This is a genomic window from Herbiconiux sp. (assembly GCF_023264895.1).
GTDB lineage: Bacteria > Actinomycetota > Actinomycetes > Actinomycetales > Microbacteriaceae > Herbiconiux.
Genome location: NZ_JAHFUY010000105.1, coordinates 1 through 14,782, shown reverse-complemented (window position 1 = coordinate 14,782; position 14,782 = coordinate 1). Strand labels below are relative to the sequence as shown.

The 14,782-nt window shown below is 69.5% G+C and carries 15 protein-coding genes; 13 read left to right on the top strand and 2 right to left on the bottom strand.

Features of this window, described 5'->3' with window-relative positions:
* Positions 1–22 precede the first annotated feature (22 nt).
* Together cofD and Q0D57_RS16775 are read right to left on the bottom strand one after the other, a co-directional pair.
* Positions 23–1,012, bottom strand: a complete 990-nt coding sequence (gene cofD / locus Q0D57_RS16780; RefSeq protein ID WP_291046177.1) for a 2-phospho-L-lactate transferase — start codon at positions 1,010–1,012, stop codon at positions 23–25.
* Positions 1,013–1,061: 49 nt separating this feature from the next.
* Complete coding sequence (locus tag Q0D57_RS16775) at positions 1,062–2,414, bottom strand: aminotransferase class I/II-fold pyridoxal phosphate-dependent enzyme (protein WP_291046175.1); 1,353 nt, start codon at positions 2,412–2,414, stop codon at positions 1,062–1,064.
* Positions 2,415–2,561: 147 nt separating this feature from the next.
* Between Q0D57_RS16775 and Q0D57_RS16770 the strand changes: the two genes are divergently transcribed.
* The 13 genes from Q0D57_RS16770 to mutM all read left to right on the top strand — a co-directional run bounded on the left by Q0D57_RS16770 (position 2,562) and on the right by mutM (position 14,691).
* Entirely contained in the window at positions 2,562–3,410 is an 849-nt protein-coding gene (locus Q0D57_RS16770) for a nitrilase-related carbon-nitrogen hydrolase (RefSeq protein ID WP_259530642.1), read from the top strand.
* Positions 3,411–3,435: 25 nt separating this feature from the next.
* Entirely contained in the window at positions 3,436–4,899 is a 1,464-nt protein-coding gene (gene hydA, locus Q0D57_RS16765) for a dihydropyrimidinase (protein WP_291046174.1), read from the top strand.
* A 27-nt stretch (positions 4,900–4,926) separates the two neighbouring features.
* The gene (locus Q0D57_RS16760) at positions 4,927–5,943 is read left to right on the top strand and encodes a TIGR03842 family LLM class F420-dependent oxidoreductase (protein WP_291046172.1); all 1,017 of its coding nucleotides are present in this window, start codon (positions 4,927–4,929) and stop codon (positions 5,941–5,943) included.
* Positions 5,940–6,875 carry an ABC transporter permease subunit gene (locus tag Q0D57_RS16755; protein WP_291046170.1) on the top strand — a complete coding sequence of 312 codons (936 nt, stop codon included), beginning with the start codon at positions 5,940–5,942 and terminating at the stop codon, positions 6,873–6,875. The genes Q0D57_RS16760 and Q0D57_RS16755 overlap by 4 nt, the downstream gene beginning before the upstream one ends.
* Positions 6,872–7,732: an ABC transporter ATP-binding protein gene (locus Q0D57_RS16750; RefSeq protein WP_291046167.1), complete on the top strand. Its 861-nt coding sequence runs from the start codon at positions 6,872–6,874 to the stop codon at positions 7,730–7,732. The genes Q0D57_RS16755 and Q0D57_RS16750 overlap by 4 nt, the downstream gene beginning before the upstream one ends.
* Complete coding sequence (locus Q0D57_RS16745; protein ID WP_291046165.1) at positions 7,729–8,514, top strand: ABC transporter permease; 786 nt, start codon at positions 7,729–7,731, stop codon at positions 8,512–8,514. The genes Q0D57_RS16750 and Q0D57_RS16745 overlap by 4 nt, the downstream gene beginning before the upstream one ends.
* A 45-nt stretch (positions 8,515–8,559) precedes the next feature.
* Entirely contained in the window at positions 8,560–9,708 is a 1,149-nt protein-coding gene (locus Q0D57_RS16740; protein ID WP_291046164.1) for an ABC transporter substrate-binding protein, read from the top strand.
* A 97-nt stretch (positions 9,709–9,805) separates the two neighbouring features.
* Entirely contained in the window at positions 9,806–11,131 is a 1,326-nt protein-coding gene (locus Q0D57_RS16735; RefSeq protein WP_291046162.1) for an aspartate aminotransferase family protein, read from the top strand.
* Positions 11,132–11,172: 41 nt separating this feature from the next.
* Positions 11,173–12,120, top strand: coding sequence for a LysR family transcriptional regulator (locus tag Q0D57_RS16730; protein WP_291046160.1), 948 nt, complete (start codon positions 11,173–11,175; stop codon positions 12,118–12,120).
* 9 nt (positions 12,121–12,129) lie between these two features.
* The gene (locus Q0D57_RS16725) at positions 12,130–12,687 is read left to right on the top strand and encodes a DUF177 domain-containing protein (protein WP_291046158.1); all 558 of its coding nucleotides are present in this window, start codon (positions 12,130–12,132) and stop codon (positions 12,685–12,687) included.
* A gap of 54 nt (positions 12,688–12,741) precedes the next feature.
* Positions 12,742–12,945, top strand: a complete 204-nt coding sequence (gene rpmF, locus Q0D57_RS16720; protein ID WP_259530629.1) for a 50S ribosomal protein L32 — start codon at positions 12,742–12,744, stop codon at positions 12,943–12,945.
* Between the two features lie 65 nt (positions 12,946–13,010).
* On the top strand, positions 13,011–13,682 hold the full coding sequence (rnc, locus tag Q0D57_RS16715) for a ribonuclease III (RefSeq protein ID WP_291046179.1): 672 nt from the start codon (positions 13,011–13,013) through the stop codon (positions 13,680–13,682).
* A gap of 10 nt (positions 13,683–13,692) precedes the next feature.
* Positions 13,693–14,691, top strand: coding sequence for a bifunctional DNA-formamidopyrimidine glycosylase/DNA-(apurinic or apyrimidinic site) lyase (mutM, locus tag Q0D57_RS16710; protein ID WP_291046156.1), 999 nt, complete (start codon positions 13,693–13,695; stop codon positions 14,689–14,691).
* The last annotated feature ends 91 nt before the right edge of the window (positions 14,692–14,782 follow it).

Here is a 14,782-nt window from a genome sequence, read left to right as displayed (position 1 = left end):
CGGCGGGCCGTCGCGCGGCTCCCTAGCGGCGGGCCGCGGCGAGGGCGTCGGCGGCGAGCTGGGCGCTCGTGTCGGGGTCGCGCATCCAGAGGGGCACCACGCTGGTGGGGATGCCGGCCGCGGCGAGCACGGCCGCGCCCGGCGCATCCGTCTCGTCGATCAGCCACGCGTCGAGCAGCCCGCCGCGCGCCCGCGCGCCGTAGTGCTTGCCGACCGCGACGGCCGTGGTCTCGACGCCGATCGCCGTGAGGCAGGCGTCGGCCATGCCGCGCACCGCCGCGCCCGAGATGATCGGCGAGACGCCCACGATCGGCGCCCTCGCCGCCTTCAGGGCCGCGCGCATCCCGGGCACCCCGAGCACCGTGCCGATCGACACGACGGGGTTGGAGGGGGCTATTACGATGACGTCGGCGTGCTCGATCGCGTGCAGCACCGAGGGTGTCGGATGCGCGGCGTCGACCCCCACCTGGATGAACCGCTGAGCGGGCACCGACGCCCGGTGCTTCACCCACCACTCCTCGAAGTGCACGATGCGGCGCCTGCCGTCGACCACGATCTCCACGTGGGTCTCGACCGGCTGATCGCTCATCGGCAGGAGGCGCACGCCGAGCGGCCAGCGCTCCGACAGCCGGGCGGTCGCCTCGGTGAGGGTGAGGCCGTCGCGGAGGAAGCTCGAGCGGGCGATGTGGGTGCCGAGATCGAGGTCGCCGAGCGTGAACCACGGCCAGCCGATGCCGTAGGCGGTGAGCTCGGCGCTCACGCGCTCGCTCTCGCCCTTGCGGCCCCAGCCGCGTTCGTCGTCGTTCGCGCCGCCGAGCGTGTACATGATCGAGTCGAGGTCGGGGCACACCCGCAGCCCCGTCAGCCACATGTCGTCGCCCGTGTTGACCACGGCGGTGATCTCGGCGGTCGACCCGCCGTCGCCATTCGGGTACGCCTCACGCAGATGCGATCGCAGCCCCCTCAAGAACCTCGCCCCGCCGACACCGCCCGCAATCACCGTCACTCGCACGCCCCCATTCAACCCCATCGTTCCAACCCCCTTGTCCGTGGCCGCCTGCTCAGGTGACGCGGGAGGCAGCCGCGAGGAGGGCTGCGAGGGGGGTGAAGTCGTCGGTGACGCGGCCGGCCGTGACGCGGAGGAAGTGCGGCGACGGAGAGGGCGCGGCGGCGGAAGGCGAGGCGATGAAGCTCGAGCCGGCGGCCACCCGGATGCCGCTGGCGGCGAGGGCGACGATGGCCGACTTCTCATCGGCGACCGGCAGCCAGGTGTTGATGCCGTCGGACGGGCTGTGGCTGACGCCGGCCGCCACGAGCGCCTCCGAGAGCTCCCGCTGCCGCGCCTGGTAGATGCGGCGCGCATCGTGCACGGCGTCGAGCGAGGCGCTCGCCGTGAGCAGCTCGTAGAGGATCGTCTGGAGCATGCGCGAGGTCCAGCCCGGCCCGATCATGCGCCGCGCCACGATGCGGTCGATCAGCTGCTCCGGCCCCCCGAGGGCGGCGATCCGGAGGTCGGGCCCGTGCGACTTGGCGTAGCTCCGCACGTGCAGGGTGCGCTGCGGCAGCCACGTGCCGAGGCTGTGCGCGGGGGAGCTCGAGATCTCGCCGGAATGGTCGTCCTCGATCACCACGGGGTCGCTCAGGTGCGTGTTGGCGCGGAGCACGCGCGCGAGCTCCCGCACCCGCTCGCTCGACATCGAGACGCCCGTGGGGTTGTGGGCGCGCGGCTGCAGGATGATGGCGGCGGGGTTCAGCCGGAGGGCCCGGGCCAGCTGGTCCGGCCGGAGGCCCTCGCGATCGATGTCGACCGGGATCCGCTCGACGCCGAGGTGGTCGAGCAGGTCGAAGAACGGGGGGAACCCGGGGTTCTCGACCACCACCCGGTCGCCGAACCGCACGAGCGACTCGAGCGAGCGCGAGATGGCATCGAGGGCGCCGTCGACGATCGTGAGCGCCGCCACGGGGTAGGGCCAGGATGCCCGCAGGTGCAGGTCGAGCTCGGGCAGCACGGGGGCGCTGAGGTAGCTCGCGGTGTCGGCCCGGGTGGGCACCTTGGTGAGCGCGGCCGCGAGGTCGGGCAGCAGCTCCGGATCGGGTGTGCCCGTCGAGAGGTCGAGCCGCGCCACGACGTGCGAGCCGGCGAGCTCGCCGAAGTGCGGCGGCATCCACGACGCCGACGCCTGCAGCACGTAGCTGCCGGCCCGGCCGCGCGAGGTGATGAGACCGACCCCCGAGAGCGCCTGCCAGGCGTTCGAGACCGTGGCGGGGCTCACGCCGAGGGTGGAGGCGACGTCGCGCACCGTCGGCAGCCGATCGCCCGCGCCGAGCGAACCCGAGCGGATGAGCCGCGAGATGGCGGCCGCGATCCCCTCCGGCGTGCGGTGTTCCACCGCGTCGGCGATCAGTTCGAGCATGGGCTCCCACCCTAGGCAGTGCTGCAGGCGACCCTTGACATATTTACGCTCACGTCACAATCTGAAACACGAGAGAAATGTTCACCGCCAATAATAACAAAACGGGGTGAGAAACCGCCCCTCTTTTGTTTTCGAGGAAGGCCATCAATGACGACGATCCGCGCGGCGATCACCCAGGCCAGCTGGACGGGCGACAAGGAGTCGATGCTCGACAAGCACGAGCAGTTCATGCGCGATGCCGCAGCCGAGGGCGCCCAGGTCATCTGCTTCCAGGAGCTCTTCTACGGCCCCTACTTCGGCATCACGCAGGACAAGAAGTACTACCGCTACGCCGAACCGGCCGACGGCCCGATCGTGCAGCGCTTCGCGGCGCTCGCGAAGGAGCTCGGTCTCGTGACGATCCTGCCCATCTACGAGGAGGACCAGCCCGGCGTCTACTACAACACCGCCGTGGTGGTCGACTCCGACGGCACGATCCTCGGCTCGTACCGCAAGCACCACATCCCGCACGTCGACCGGTTCTGGGAGAAGTTCTACTTCCGGCCCGGCAACCTCGGCTACCCCGTCTTCGACACGGCCGTCGGCCGCATCGGCGTCTACATCTGCTACGACCGTCACTTCCCCGAGGGCTGGCGGGAGCTGGGCCTGAACGGCGCCGAGATCGTCTTCAACCCCAACGCCACGAAGCCCGGGCTCTCCAACCGCCTGTGGGAGCTCGAGCAGCCCGCCGCGGCCGCGGCCAACGGCTACTTCGTCGCCGCCCCCAACCGAGTCGGCCGCGAGGACAACGAGTACGGCGACCTCGCCGTCACCTTCTACGGCACGAGCCAGTTCGCCGACCCGCAGGGCAACATCGTGGGGGGCTACGCCTCGGGCGACGCCGAGGAGCTCGTGATCCGCGACCTCGACCTCGACATGATCCGGGCGGTGCGCGACGACTGGCAGTTCTACCGCGACCGTCGCCCCGACTCGTACACGAGCATCCCGAAACCGTAGAGACCAGCGAGCAACGGAGCTGAGAATGACCAAGACCCTCATCACCGGTGGCACCGTCGTGAACGCCACGGGGACCGCCCAGGCCGACGTGCTGATCGACGGCGAGACCATCGCCGCGGTCCTAGCACCCGGATCGACCCTGCTCGGCTTCGACCTCGCGTCGAACGTCGACCAGGTCGTCGACGCGACCGGCAAGTACGTCATCCCGGGCGGGATCGACGCGCACACCCACATGCAGATGCCGTTCGGCGGCACCGAGGCCAGCGACACCTTCGAGACCGGCACGCGCGCTGCGGCGCACGGCGGCACGACGTCGATCATCGACTTCGTGGTGCAGTACGCGGGCGAGAACATCCTGGAGCAGTACAACCTGTGGCAGGAGAAGGCGGCCGGGCAGTGCGCGGTCGACTACGGATTCCACCAGATCCTCTCGGACGTGCAGGATTCGAGCCTCACCGCGATGGACGAGCTGATCAATGAGGGCGTCACCTCCTTCAAGCTCTTCATGGCCTACAAGGGCGTGTTCCTGAGCGACGACGGCCAGATCGTGAAGGCGATGCAGAAGGGCGCCGAGAACGGCGCGCTCATGATGATGCACGCCGAGAACGGCTCGGTCATCGACCTGCTGGTGCAGCAGCACATCGAGCGCGGCGAGACCTCGCCGTTCTACCACGGCACTTCCCGCCCCTGGCAGGCCGAGGAGGAGGCCACGCACCGCGCGATCATGCTCGCCAACCTCACCGGCGCCCCGCTCTACATCGTGCACGTGAGCGCGAAGCAGGCCGTGGAGCAGATCGCGGCGGCCCGCGACAACGGGCAGAACGTGTTCGCCGAGACCTGCCCGCAGTACCTCTACCTCTCGCTCGAGGATCAGCTCGGCGCGTCGAGCGAGGAGTGGGGCGACTTCGAGGGCGCCAAGTGGGTGTGCTCCACCCCGCTGCGCTCGAAGCACGAGGGCCACCAGGGCCACATGTGGCAGGGGCTCCGCACCAACGACCTCCAGGTGATCTCGACCGACCACTGCCCCTTCTGCATGAAGGGCCAGAAGGACATGGGGATCGGCAACTTCTCGAAGATCCCGAACGGCATCGGCTCGGTCGAGCACCGCATGGACCTGATCTACCAGGGTGTGGTGATGGGAGAGATCTCGCTGCCGCGCTGGGTGGAGCTCACGTCGACCACGCCGGCCCGGATGTTCGGCATCCACGGCAAGAAGGGCGTCATCCAGCCCGGCGCCGACGGCGACGTCGTGATCTACAACCCCAACGGGCACACCTCCATCGGTCTCCCGACCGACGGCCGGGGTGAGAGCACAGGCAAGACCCACCACATGAACATGGACTACTCGGCCTGGGAGGGCTTCGAGATCGACGGCCACGTCGACACCGTGTTCTCGCGGGGTCGCAAAGTGGTCGACGACAACACCTACCTCGGCAAGAAGGGCGACGGCGCGTACTTCAAGCGCGGCCTGAGCCAGTACCTGATCTGACGCACGAAGCACCAAGGAGACACACAGATGGATTTCGGCGCGGTCGTTCAGACCAATCCCCCCGCAGCACGCACCGTCGGCCTCGCGAAGCTCAGCGAGCAGTACGGGTTCGATTACTTCTGGACCTTCGACTCGCACCTGCTCTGGCAGGAGCCCTACGTGATCTACAGCCAGATCCTGGCCGAGACGCACAAGATCAAGGTCGGCCCCATGGTGACCAACCCGGCCACCCGCGACTGGACGGTCACGGCCTCGGTCTACGCGACCCTCAACGAGATGTACGGCAACCGCACCGTCTGCGGCATCGGCCGCGGCGACTCGGCGGTGCGCGTCACGGGCGGCGCGCCCACCACGCTGAAGTCGCTCCGGGAGTCCATCCACGTCATCCGGGAGCTCGCGAGCAGCCGGGCCGTGGAGTACAACGGTCAGACCCTGCAGTTCCCGTGGAGCCACGGCTCCGAGCTCGAGATGTGGGTGGCGGCCTACGGCCCGCTCGCCCTCAAGCTCACGGGCGAGGTCGGCGACGGATTCATCCTGCAGTGCGGCGACATCGACATCGCCAAGTGGATGATCGAGACCGTGCGGACGGCCGCCTCCAACGCGGGCCGGAACCCGGATGAGATCAAGTTCTGCATCGCCGCCCCGATGTACATCGGCGACGACTGGGAGCACATGCGCGACCAGTGCCGCTGGTTCGGCGGCATGGTGGGAAACCACGTGGCCGACATCGTCTCGAAGTACGGCACCGACAGCGACGTGCCGAAGGCCCTCACCGACTACATCAAGGACCGCGAGGGCTACGACTACAACGAGCACGGCCGCGCCGGCAACTCGCACACGGCCTTCGTGCCCGACGACATCGTCGACCGCTTCTGCGTGCTCGGCACGGCGAAGGACCACATCGAGAAGCTCGAGCAGTACAAGGAGATCGGCGTGACCCAGTTCGCCGGCTACCTGCAGCACGACAACAAGGAGGAGACCCTCCGCGTGTACGGCGAGACCGTGATGCCCGCGCTCCGAGACCACATCACGGCCAAGGCATGACGGCAGCCCCCGGATCGAGCACTCGGGCGAGACCGCCCCGGCCGAAGGATGCGCCGCGCGGCAACGCCGCCGTGAAGCGCGTCGCCTTCGGGGTGGGCGGGGTGCTGCTGCTCGTGGCGCTCTGGGAGCTCTACAAGGCGGTGGGGCCCGCCGAGGGCGTGGTGGTGGGCGATCTCACGATCCTCCCGCGCACCACCGATCTGGCCATGCCGCACGTGTGGGACATGATCACCCGCCTGTTCGGCGAGACCGGCTCCGGCCGGAACGCCGTGCCGGTGTGGTCGGCGGTGCTCGAGGCCTCGGCCTTCACCCTCGGGGTGGCGGCCGTGGGCTGGGTCGTCGGCGTCGTGGTGGGCATGCTCCTCGCGGTGCTCATGCAGCGCTTCCGCACGGCGGAGTCGGCGGTGCTGCCCTGGATCATCCTCAGCCAGACCGTGCCGCTCATCGCGATCGCGCCGCTGGTTCGCCGCTGGGGCTCGCAGCTCGAGTTCGGCGACTTCACCTGGGAGAACTGGATGTCGGTGGCGGTCATCGCCTCCTACCTCGCGTTCTTCCCGGTGTCGATCGGCGCCCTCCGCGGCCTCAACTCGCCCGACGCCATCCACGTCGAGCTGTTCCGCAGCTACGGGGTCGGCTGGTGGAAGACGCTGTTCAAGCTGCGCCTGCCCGCCTCGGTGCCCTACCTCCTGCCCGCGCTCCGGCTCGCGGCCGCCAACGCCGTGATCGGCACGGTCGTGGCGGAGGTCTCGATCGGCCTCCGCGGCGGCATCGGCCGCATGATCATCGAATACGCGCAGCAGGCCTCGGGCGATCCCGCCAAGACCTGGGCGCCCATCTTCGGAGCCATCGCGGTCGGCCTCGTCGCCGCCGGCTTCATCGCACTGCTCGGAGTCCTGCTCCGTCGTTACCGCAGAGGGGAAGTGCCCGCATGAGCGACGCACCCGCAGCATCCGCCGCCGCATCGCCGGCATCCGCCGCCGTCGCATCCGCCGCCGTCGAGGTCGTCGGGGTCGACAAGATCTTCACCGGCAAGAAGAAGGCCACCGTCACGGCGCTCGAGAACATCGACCTCACGGTCGCGCCGGGGGAGTTCGTCTCGCTCATCGGCCCCTCGGGCTGCGGCAAGTCGACGCTCCTGCGCCTGATCGCCGACCTGGATGCGCCGACCGCCGGCACCGTGACCGTCTTCGGCAAGACGGCCAGGCAGGCCCGGATCGACCAGGAGTACGGCATCGCCTTCCAGCAGGCCGGCCTCCTGCCCTGGCGCACCGTGTCGGGCAACATCGAGCTGCCGCTCGAGCTGCACGGAGTGGCCGGTGCCGCCCGCAAGGCGCGCTCGGCCGAGCTGCTCGCCCTCGTGGGCCTCTCGGACTTCGCCGAGAGCTACCCCGACCAGCTCTCCGGCGGCATGCAGCAGCGCGTCGCCATCGCCCGCTCGCTCGCCGAGAGCCCGCGCCTGCTGCTCATGGACGAGCCGTTCGGCGCCCTCGACGAGATGACGCGGGAGCGCATGCAGACCGAGCTCGTGCGCATCACCGCCGAGACGGGTGCCGCGGTCGTGTTCGTCACGCACTCCATCCCGGAGGCCGTGTACCTCTCCAACCGTGTCGTCGTCATGTCGCCGCGGCCGGGGCGCATCCGCGACATCCTCACCGTCTCGCTCGGCTCGGCCGCCGAGCGCACCGAGCAGCTGCGCGAGAACGAGGCCTTCTTCGAGAACGTCAGCCGGGTGCGCGAGCTCCTGCACGGCGAGGCTCCCGTGGGCATCCGCGGGGTCGAGACGCGATGAGCACCGCGACCCCGCGACCGGCATCGAGCGCCCGCACGGTGCTCGCGCCCGTGCTGCTCGGCGTCGTGGCGCTCGCGCTCTGGCAGCTCCTGATCGTGGTGTTCGAGGTCAAGCCGTTCATCGTGCCCGGCCCGCTCGCCATCGGCGAGCAGTTCGGGGGCAGCTTCGGCTCCGTGCTGCAGGGGGCCGTGGTGACGGGCGGCAACGCCCTCGTGGGGCTCGTGATCGGCGGTGTCCTGGGCATCCTGTTCGCCGTGATCGCCGCCCTCATCCGGGTGATCGACGAGCTCAGCGCCGCCGTCATCGCCGCCCTCGCCGTGGTGCCGATCGTGGCGCTCGCCCCCGTGCTCTACACGATGTTCGGCGCCGGTGCCGAGACGGCCCGGCAGCTGGTCGCCGCGATCGCGGTCTTCATCCCCGTCTACATCAACACGCTGCGGGGTCTTCGCCAGGTGCGCCCGGTGCACCGCGACCTCATGCACGTCTACGCGGCATCCGCCTGGCAGCTCACGCGCACCGTGACGGTGCCGGGGGCGCTGCCGTTCATCTTCACCGGGCTCCGGATCGCGTCGAGCCTCGCCGTGATCTCGGCCCTCATCGCCGAGTACTTCGGCGGGCCCGTCGGCGGCCTCGGCAAGTCGATCACCTCGGCCGCGTCGTCGTCGAACTACCCGCTCGCCTGGGCCTACGTGCTGGGCGCCATCCTCGTCGGGCTCCTCTTCTACTGCGTCACCCTCGGCATCGAGAAGTTCGCCACCCGGCACTACAAGCCGAGCACCTAGCCGTTCCACCCCCGCACCATCCGCAGCACCACCAAAGGAGGAAGCATGAAACACAGCACTCGACTCATCACCGGCGTCGGAGCGCTCGCCGTCTCGGCACTCGCGCTCGCCGGCTGCTCGTCAGGAGGCACCGACGGCGGTTCGACCGACTCGGCCGACGGCGAGCTCACCCCCGTGAGCCTGCAGCTGCAGTGGTTCTCGCAGGCGCAGTTCGCGGGCTACTACGCAGCGCTCGACCAGGGCTTCTACGAGGAGGAGGGCCTCGACGTCACGATCCTCGAGGGCGCCGCCGACATCGTGCCGATCGACGTGCTCACCGGCGGCGACGCCGACTTCGCCATCTCCTGGGTGCCCAAGGTGCTCGGCTCGATCGAGCAGGGCGCGGCCGTCACCGACATCGCGCAGATCTTCGAGCGCTCCGGCACCACGCAGGTCTCGATGAAGGAGGCGAACATCACCACCGCCGCCGACCTCAAGGGCAAGTCGGTCGGCAGCTGGGGCTACGGCAACGAGTGGGAGCTGTTCGCCGGCATGGGCAAGGCGGGCGTGGCGCTCGACGACATCTCGCTGGTCTCGCAGGCGTTCGACATGAACGGCTTCCTGGCCGGCGACATCGACGCCGCCCAGGCGATGACCTACAACGAGTACGCGCAGGTGCTCGAGTCGATCAACCCGGCCACGGGAGAGCTGTTCCAGCCGGACGAGCTCAACGTGATCGACTGGAACGAAGAGGGCACCGCGATGCTCCAGGATGCCATCTGGGCCGACAGCGACCGCCTCGCCGACGACGCCGACTACGCCGACACCGCGGTGAAGTTCATCAAGGCCTCGATCAAGGGCTGGGCGTACGCCCGCGACAACCCCGAGGAGGCCGCGACGATCGTGACCGAGTCGGGCTCGCAGCTCGGTGAGAGCCACCAGCTCTGGATGACCAACGAGGTCAACAAGCTGATCTGGCCCTCGACCTCCGGTGTCGGCACGATCAACCAGGACCAGTGGGACCAGACGGTCGAGATCGCCATGGACACCCCCAACGAGACCGGCGCGACCGTCATCACCGAGGAGCCCCCGGCGACCGCGTTCTCCAACGAGTACGTGGAGAAGGCCCTCGCCGAGCTCGAGGAGGAGGGCGTCGACGTCATCGGCGCCGACTACGCCCCCATCGAGGTCACCCTCAACGAGGGCGGCAACTAGCACCCCCGATCCGTCACGTCGTGCCGCTTCGACGGCGTCAGAGCGGCACGACGTGACGGATCACCCATCCGCACGACCAGAAGGACAGGCACCACCCATGACTCTCGACCCCGCCGACGGCCAGCTCACCCGCGAGCTCGACAAGGCCCACGTCTTCCACTCCTGGTCGGCCCAGGGGGCGCTGAACCCCATGGTGATCGCCGGTGGCCTCGGCTCCACCGTCTGGGACTTCGAGGGCAACGAGTACCTCGACTTCTCCTCCCAGCTCGTCAACACCAACATCGGGCACCAGCACCCGGCCGTGGTCTCGGCCATCAAGGAGCAGGCCGACATCCTCACCACCGTCGCCCCGGCGCACGCCAACCTCACCCGCGGCAAGGCCGCCCAGCGCATCCTCGACCGCGCCGGCTCCTCCTACGACAAGGTCTTCTTCACCAACGGCGGTGCGGATGCCAACGAGAACGCCATCCGCATGGCCAGGCTCTACACGGGGCGCGACAAGGTGCTCTCGGCCTACCGCTCCTACCACGGCAACACCGGGGCCGCCGTGGTGGCCACGGGCGACTGGCGCCGCGTGCCGAACGAGTACTCGCGCGGGCACGTGCACTTCTTCGGGCCCTTCGCCTACCGCTCCGAGTTCTGGGCCACGACGCCCGAGGAGGAGTCGGCCAGGGCGCTGCACCACCTCGAGCGCATCATCCAGGCCGAGGGCGCCTCATCGATCGCCGCCATCCTGATCGAGACCATCCCCGGCACCGCGGGCGTGCTCGTGCCCCCGCCGGGCTACCTCACGGGAGTCAGGGCGCTCGCCGACCGCTACGGCATCGTGCTGATCTTCGACGAGGTCATGGCCGGCTTCGGCCGCACCGGCGGCTGGTTCGCCTTCCAGTCGCTCGCCGAGCAGGAGGGCGGTCTCGTGGAGCCCGACCTCATCACCTTCGCCAAGGGCGTCAACTCCGGCTACGTGCCGGCGGGCGGCGTCATCATCTCGCCCTCGATCTCGGCGATCTTCGACGAGAGCGTGTTCCCCGGCGGCCTGACCTACTCGGGGCATCCGCTCGCCATGGCGGCGATCGTGGGAGCGCTCGACGCCATGGAGACCGAGGGCATCGTGGAGAACGCCGCGCGGATCGGCCGCGACGTGCTCGGGCCGGGCCTTGCGGCCCTCGCTGCCAAGCACGCCGTCATCGGCGAGGTGCGCGGGCTCGGCGTCTTCTGGGCGCTCGACCTCGTGGCCGACCCCGAGACGCGGGAGCCGGCACCGGCCACCGTGGTCGGTGCGCTCAAGTCGAAGCTGCTGTCGCTCGGGCTCCTGCCCTTCTTCGCCGACAACCGGCTGCACGTCGTGCCGCCGTGCGTGGTGACGGATGCCGAGGCGGAGCGGGCGCTCGCGCTCTACGACGAGGCGTTCAGCTCGCTGTAGGCGGGTCGAGCCGTCGTGCGTTCACGACGTAGGGTTTCTACATGGACGTACGACGGCTCGAACTGCTCCGCGAGCTCGCGGAGCGCGGCAGCATCACCGAGGTGGCCCGCGCCACGCACCGCACCCCCTCCGCGGTCTCGCAGCAGCTCCGCGTGCTCGAGCGCGAGGCAGGGCTGCCGCTCACCGAGAAGGCCGGTCGCGGCATCGTGCTGACGGATGCGGGCCGAGCGCTCGCGCGGAGCGCCGCCGACGTGGCCGTAGCCATCGAGCACGCCACCGCGCTCTGGGACGAGTTCCGCAACGACCCCACGGGGGAGGTGTCGCTCGCGACCTTCCCGACCGGCGGCCAGATGCTGCTGCCGGGGGTCATGCGGCGGCTCGAGGCCGTGGGCGGGCTCACCCTGCACTGCTCGGACCGCGACCCCGAGAGCGACGACTTCCCCGCCCTCACCTCCGACTTCGACATCGTGCTCGCGCACTCCGCCTCCTCGGCCGCGGCGAACTGGCAGGCGAGCGAGATCACGGCCGTGAAGCTCATGACCGAGCCGCTCGACATCGCGCTGCCGCCCGGGCATCCGCTCGCCGAGAAGGACGAGCTGCTGCCCGAGGACCTGATCGGGGAGAACTGGATCGGGGTGCCCTGGGGCTACCCGTTCGAGCGCACCATCCTCGACATCTCGCAGGCCGCCGGCACCCCCATGAACGTCGTGCAGCGCTTCGGCGACACGCGCGTGACCGAGGCCTTCGTGGCCGCCGGGCTCGGCGTCGCCGTGCTGCCCTGCTACACGGCCGGTGGCGCCTACCGCAGCGAGATCGTGCTGCGGAACCTGCACGGGATCGTCTCCGAGCGGCACATCTTCGCGCTCATGAGGCCCGACCGTGCCGAGCGGCTGGCCGTCCGCACCGTCGTCGACGCCCTGCGGGCCGAGGCGGCCGCCGTGGTGGCCGCGAACGTGCACAGGAACCCCGTGCCCCCGGAACGCGGGTAGAATCTCGCGATGAGCACATTCAGGAAGACCCCTTACACGGTCAACGTGCGCGACATCCTGCACAAGCCGGGCGAGATGCGCGAGCACTCGTTCGACGTCGACGTGAAGGAGAAGCTCGGCGAGGGCCTCGTGGCCGTTCAGGCGGGCGAAGAGCTCCACGTCGACGTGCGTCTGGAGTCGGTGCACGAGGGCATTCTGGTGAGCGCGGAGGTCTCCGCGGAGGCCGACGGCGAGTGCGGGCGATGCCTTCGGGAGATCACCCTGCCTGTCGAAGTCGAATTCCAGGAGCTTTTCGCGTATTCTTCTGACGAAGCTTTTGATCATGAGGTGAAAGACGACCATGTCGACCTCGAATCTCTGATCAGGGATACGGTGGTGCTGTCACTTCCGTTCCAGCCGGTGTGTGAGCCGGATTGCCCAGGACTCGACCCCGCAACGGGCGAGCGACTGGCTGAGAATCCCGCGGAGCCTGCACCCGAGCCGATCGACCCTCGCTGGTCGGCGCTCGCAGGGCTGGCGAACGACCGAGATGAAGTTTCCGAAGACACAGGCTCCGAGAGCAAATAAGCACGGAGTCTTGACCGCCGGTCGTGAGACCGACAGAGAAGAAGAGAGATAGTCATGGCCGTTCCGAAGCGGAAGCAGTCACGTTCCAACACGCACGCGCGTCGTTCGCAGTGGAAGGCCGAGATCCCCACGCTGGTCAAGACCATCGAGAACGGCAAGACCACCTACAGCCTCCCGCACCGCGCGAAGGTCGTCGAGGACTCGGCCGGCACTCCGCTGTTCATGGAGTACAAGGGCCGCAAGGTCGCCGACGTATAGCATCAGCTTTTCGCTGAAGGGTGCGATCCGTGTCTTCTGAAGTCGAGGAGAACAGGTCGCACCTTTTGGCGAGCCTGCAGATCTCGCTCGACCCCGATCTGCTCGACCTGGCACTCACGCACCGCTCGTACTCCTACGAGCACGGCGGCATCCCCACGAACGAGCGGCTCGAGTTCCTCGGCGACTCCATCCTCGGCCAGGCGGTCACGGTCATGCTCTACACGAGCTTCCCGGACCTCGAGGAGGGCGAGCTGGCCAAGCGCCGCGCCTCTCTCGTGTCGACCGTCGCGCTCGCCGAGATCGCGCGCACCATCGGGCTCGGTCCGCACCTCAAGCTCGGGCGCGGCGAGGAGCTGACGGGAGGGCGCGACAAGTCGTCGATCCTGGCCGACACCATGGAGGCGCTGATCGGCGCCACCTACCTCGACCAGGGTCCGGATGTGGCGACCCCGCTCGTGCTGCGGCTCGTAGAGCCGCTCGTGCGCGACCCCCGGCGCTTCGGCGTGGGCATGGATCCGAAGACCGCGCTGCAGGAGAAGGCCGGCCGGCTCGGGTTCGAGGCGCCCGTCTACTCGGTGGCCGAGAGCGGGCCCGACCATCGGAAGAGCTTCGTGGCGACGGTGAGCGTGTCGGGGGCCCGGAAGCGTCAGCCGGTCTCCGCCACCGGTGCCGGGTCGAGCAAGAAGCAGGCCGAGGCCGAGGCCGCCGCAGCCGCTTTCGTGCTGCTCGGCGAGTAGGGCGGCGGTCGTGCCGGAGCTGCCCGAGGTCGAGGTCGTGCGGGCGGGGCTCTCGCCCGCGGTGTCCGGGGCCGTCATCACGGCCGTGGAGGTGTTCGACGAGCGGTCGCTCAAGCGGCACAGTCCGCTCGAGGGGGCGTTCGACGCGCTGCTCGAGGGGCGCACGATCCTGAGGGCGGGGCGGCGGGGGAAGTTCCTGTGGTTCCCGCTGGGGGATGCCGGGGGTGGCTCTGGGGCGCAGGCCCTCGTCACACATCTCGGCATGAGCGGGCAGGTGCTGCTGCGCACGCCCGGTGTCGTGGAGGACGGGCTGCTGCGCATCCGGCTGCACATCGAGCATCCGGAGCAGGGGGAGTTCTGGGTGAACTTCGTCGATCAGCGGATCTTCGGGTCGATGGCGGTCGACCGGCTCGTGGCCACGGCCGACGGGCAGCCTGGCGGGTACTTCGGGGAGGTTCTCGCGTCGGGGTCGGGGTCGGGGTCGGGGTCGGGGCCGGGGCCGGCCGCGTCTGCGGCGCTCGTGCCGTCGCAGGTGGCGCACATCGCGCGCGATCCGCTCGATCCGGCGTTTGACGAGGCGCTGTTCTTCGCCGCTCTGGGGCGCAAGCGCACGGGGATCAAGCGGGCCCTGCTCGACCAGACGCTCATCTCGGGGATCGGCAACATCTACGCCGACGAGTCGCTTTGGGCGGCGCGGCTGCATTACGAGCATCCGGCCGACCGGCTGACGCGGCCTCGTCTGCGGGAGCTGCTGGCCGAGGTGCGGCTCGTGCTGGGCAAGGCGCTGGCCGAGGGCGGAACGAGCTTCGACGCGCAGTACGTGAACGTGAACGGGGCCTCGGGCTACTTCTCCCACAGCCTCAACGCCTACGGCCAGCAGGGCAAGCCCTGCCCGCGCTGCGGCACGCCGATCGTGCGGGAGGCCTTCATGAACCGCTCCTCGCACCTCTGCCCCCACTGCCAGCGCCGCCCCCGAGCCCGCCGCGCGGCCCCCGCGCCAGCGACTTGACACTTCCTGTGCCTAAACGGGCCGACTTGACACAAGATGTGCCAAGTCGGCGCGTTTAGGCGCGACTTCTGTCAAGTCGGGGGGGGGGGGG

What these genes read in the sequence shown, in the direction of transcription:
- Q0D57_RS16775 (WP_291046175.1), bottom strand. Translation starts at nt 2,414, where the DNA reads ATGCTCGAACTGATCGCCGACGCGGTGGAACACCGCACGCCGGAGGGG.
- Q0D57_RS16770 (WP_259530642.1), top strand. Translation starts at nt 2,562, where the DNA reads ATGACGACGATCCGCGCGGCGATCACCCAGGCCAGCTGGACGGGCGAC.
- hydA (WP_291046174.1), top strand. Translation starts at nt 3,436, where the DNA reads ATGACCAAGACCCTCATCACCGGTGGCACCGTCGTGAACGCCACGGGG.
- Q0D57_RS16760 (WP_291046172.1), top strand. Translation starts at nt 4,927, where the DNA reads ATGGATTTCGGCGCGGTCGTTCAGACCAATCCCCCCGCAGCACGCACC.
- Q0D57_RS16755 (WP_291046170.1), top strand. Translation starts at nt 5,940, where the DNA reads ATGACGGCAGCCCCCGGATCGAGCACTCGGGCGAGACCGCCCCGGCCG.
- Q0D57_RS16750 (WP_291046167.1), top strand. Translation starts at nt 6,872, where the DNA reads ATGAGCGACGCACCCGCAGCATCCGCCGCCGCATCGCCGGCATCCGCC.
- Q0D57_RS16745 (WP_291046165.1), top strand. Translation starts at nt 7,729, where the DNA reads ATGAGCACCGCGACCCCGCGACCGGCATCGAGCGCCCGCACGGTGCTC.
- Q0D57_RS16740 (WP_291046164.1), top strand. Translation starts at nt 8,560, where the DNA reads ATGAAACACAGCACTCGACTCATCACCGGCGTCGGAGCGCTCGCCGTC.
- Q0D57_RS16735 (WP_291046162.1), top strand. Translation starts at nt 9,806, where the DNA reads ATGACTCTCGACCCCGCCGACGGCCAGCTCACCCGCGAGCTCGACAAG.
- Q0D57_RS16730 (WP_291046160.1), top strand. Translation starts at nt 11,173, where the DNA reads ATGGACGTACGACGGCTCGAACTGCTCCGCGAGCTCGCGGAGCGCGGC.
- Q0D57_RS16725 (WP_291046158.1), top strand. Translation starts at nt 12,130, where the DNA reads ATGAGCACATTCAGGAAGACCCCTTACACGGTCAACGTGCGCGACATC.
- rpmF (WP_259530629.1), top strand. Translation starts at nt 12,742, where the DNA reads ATGGCCGTTCCGAAGCGGAAGCAGTCACGTTCCAACACGCACGCGCGT.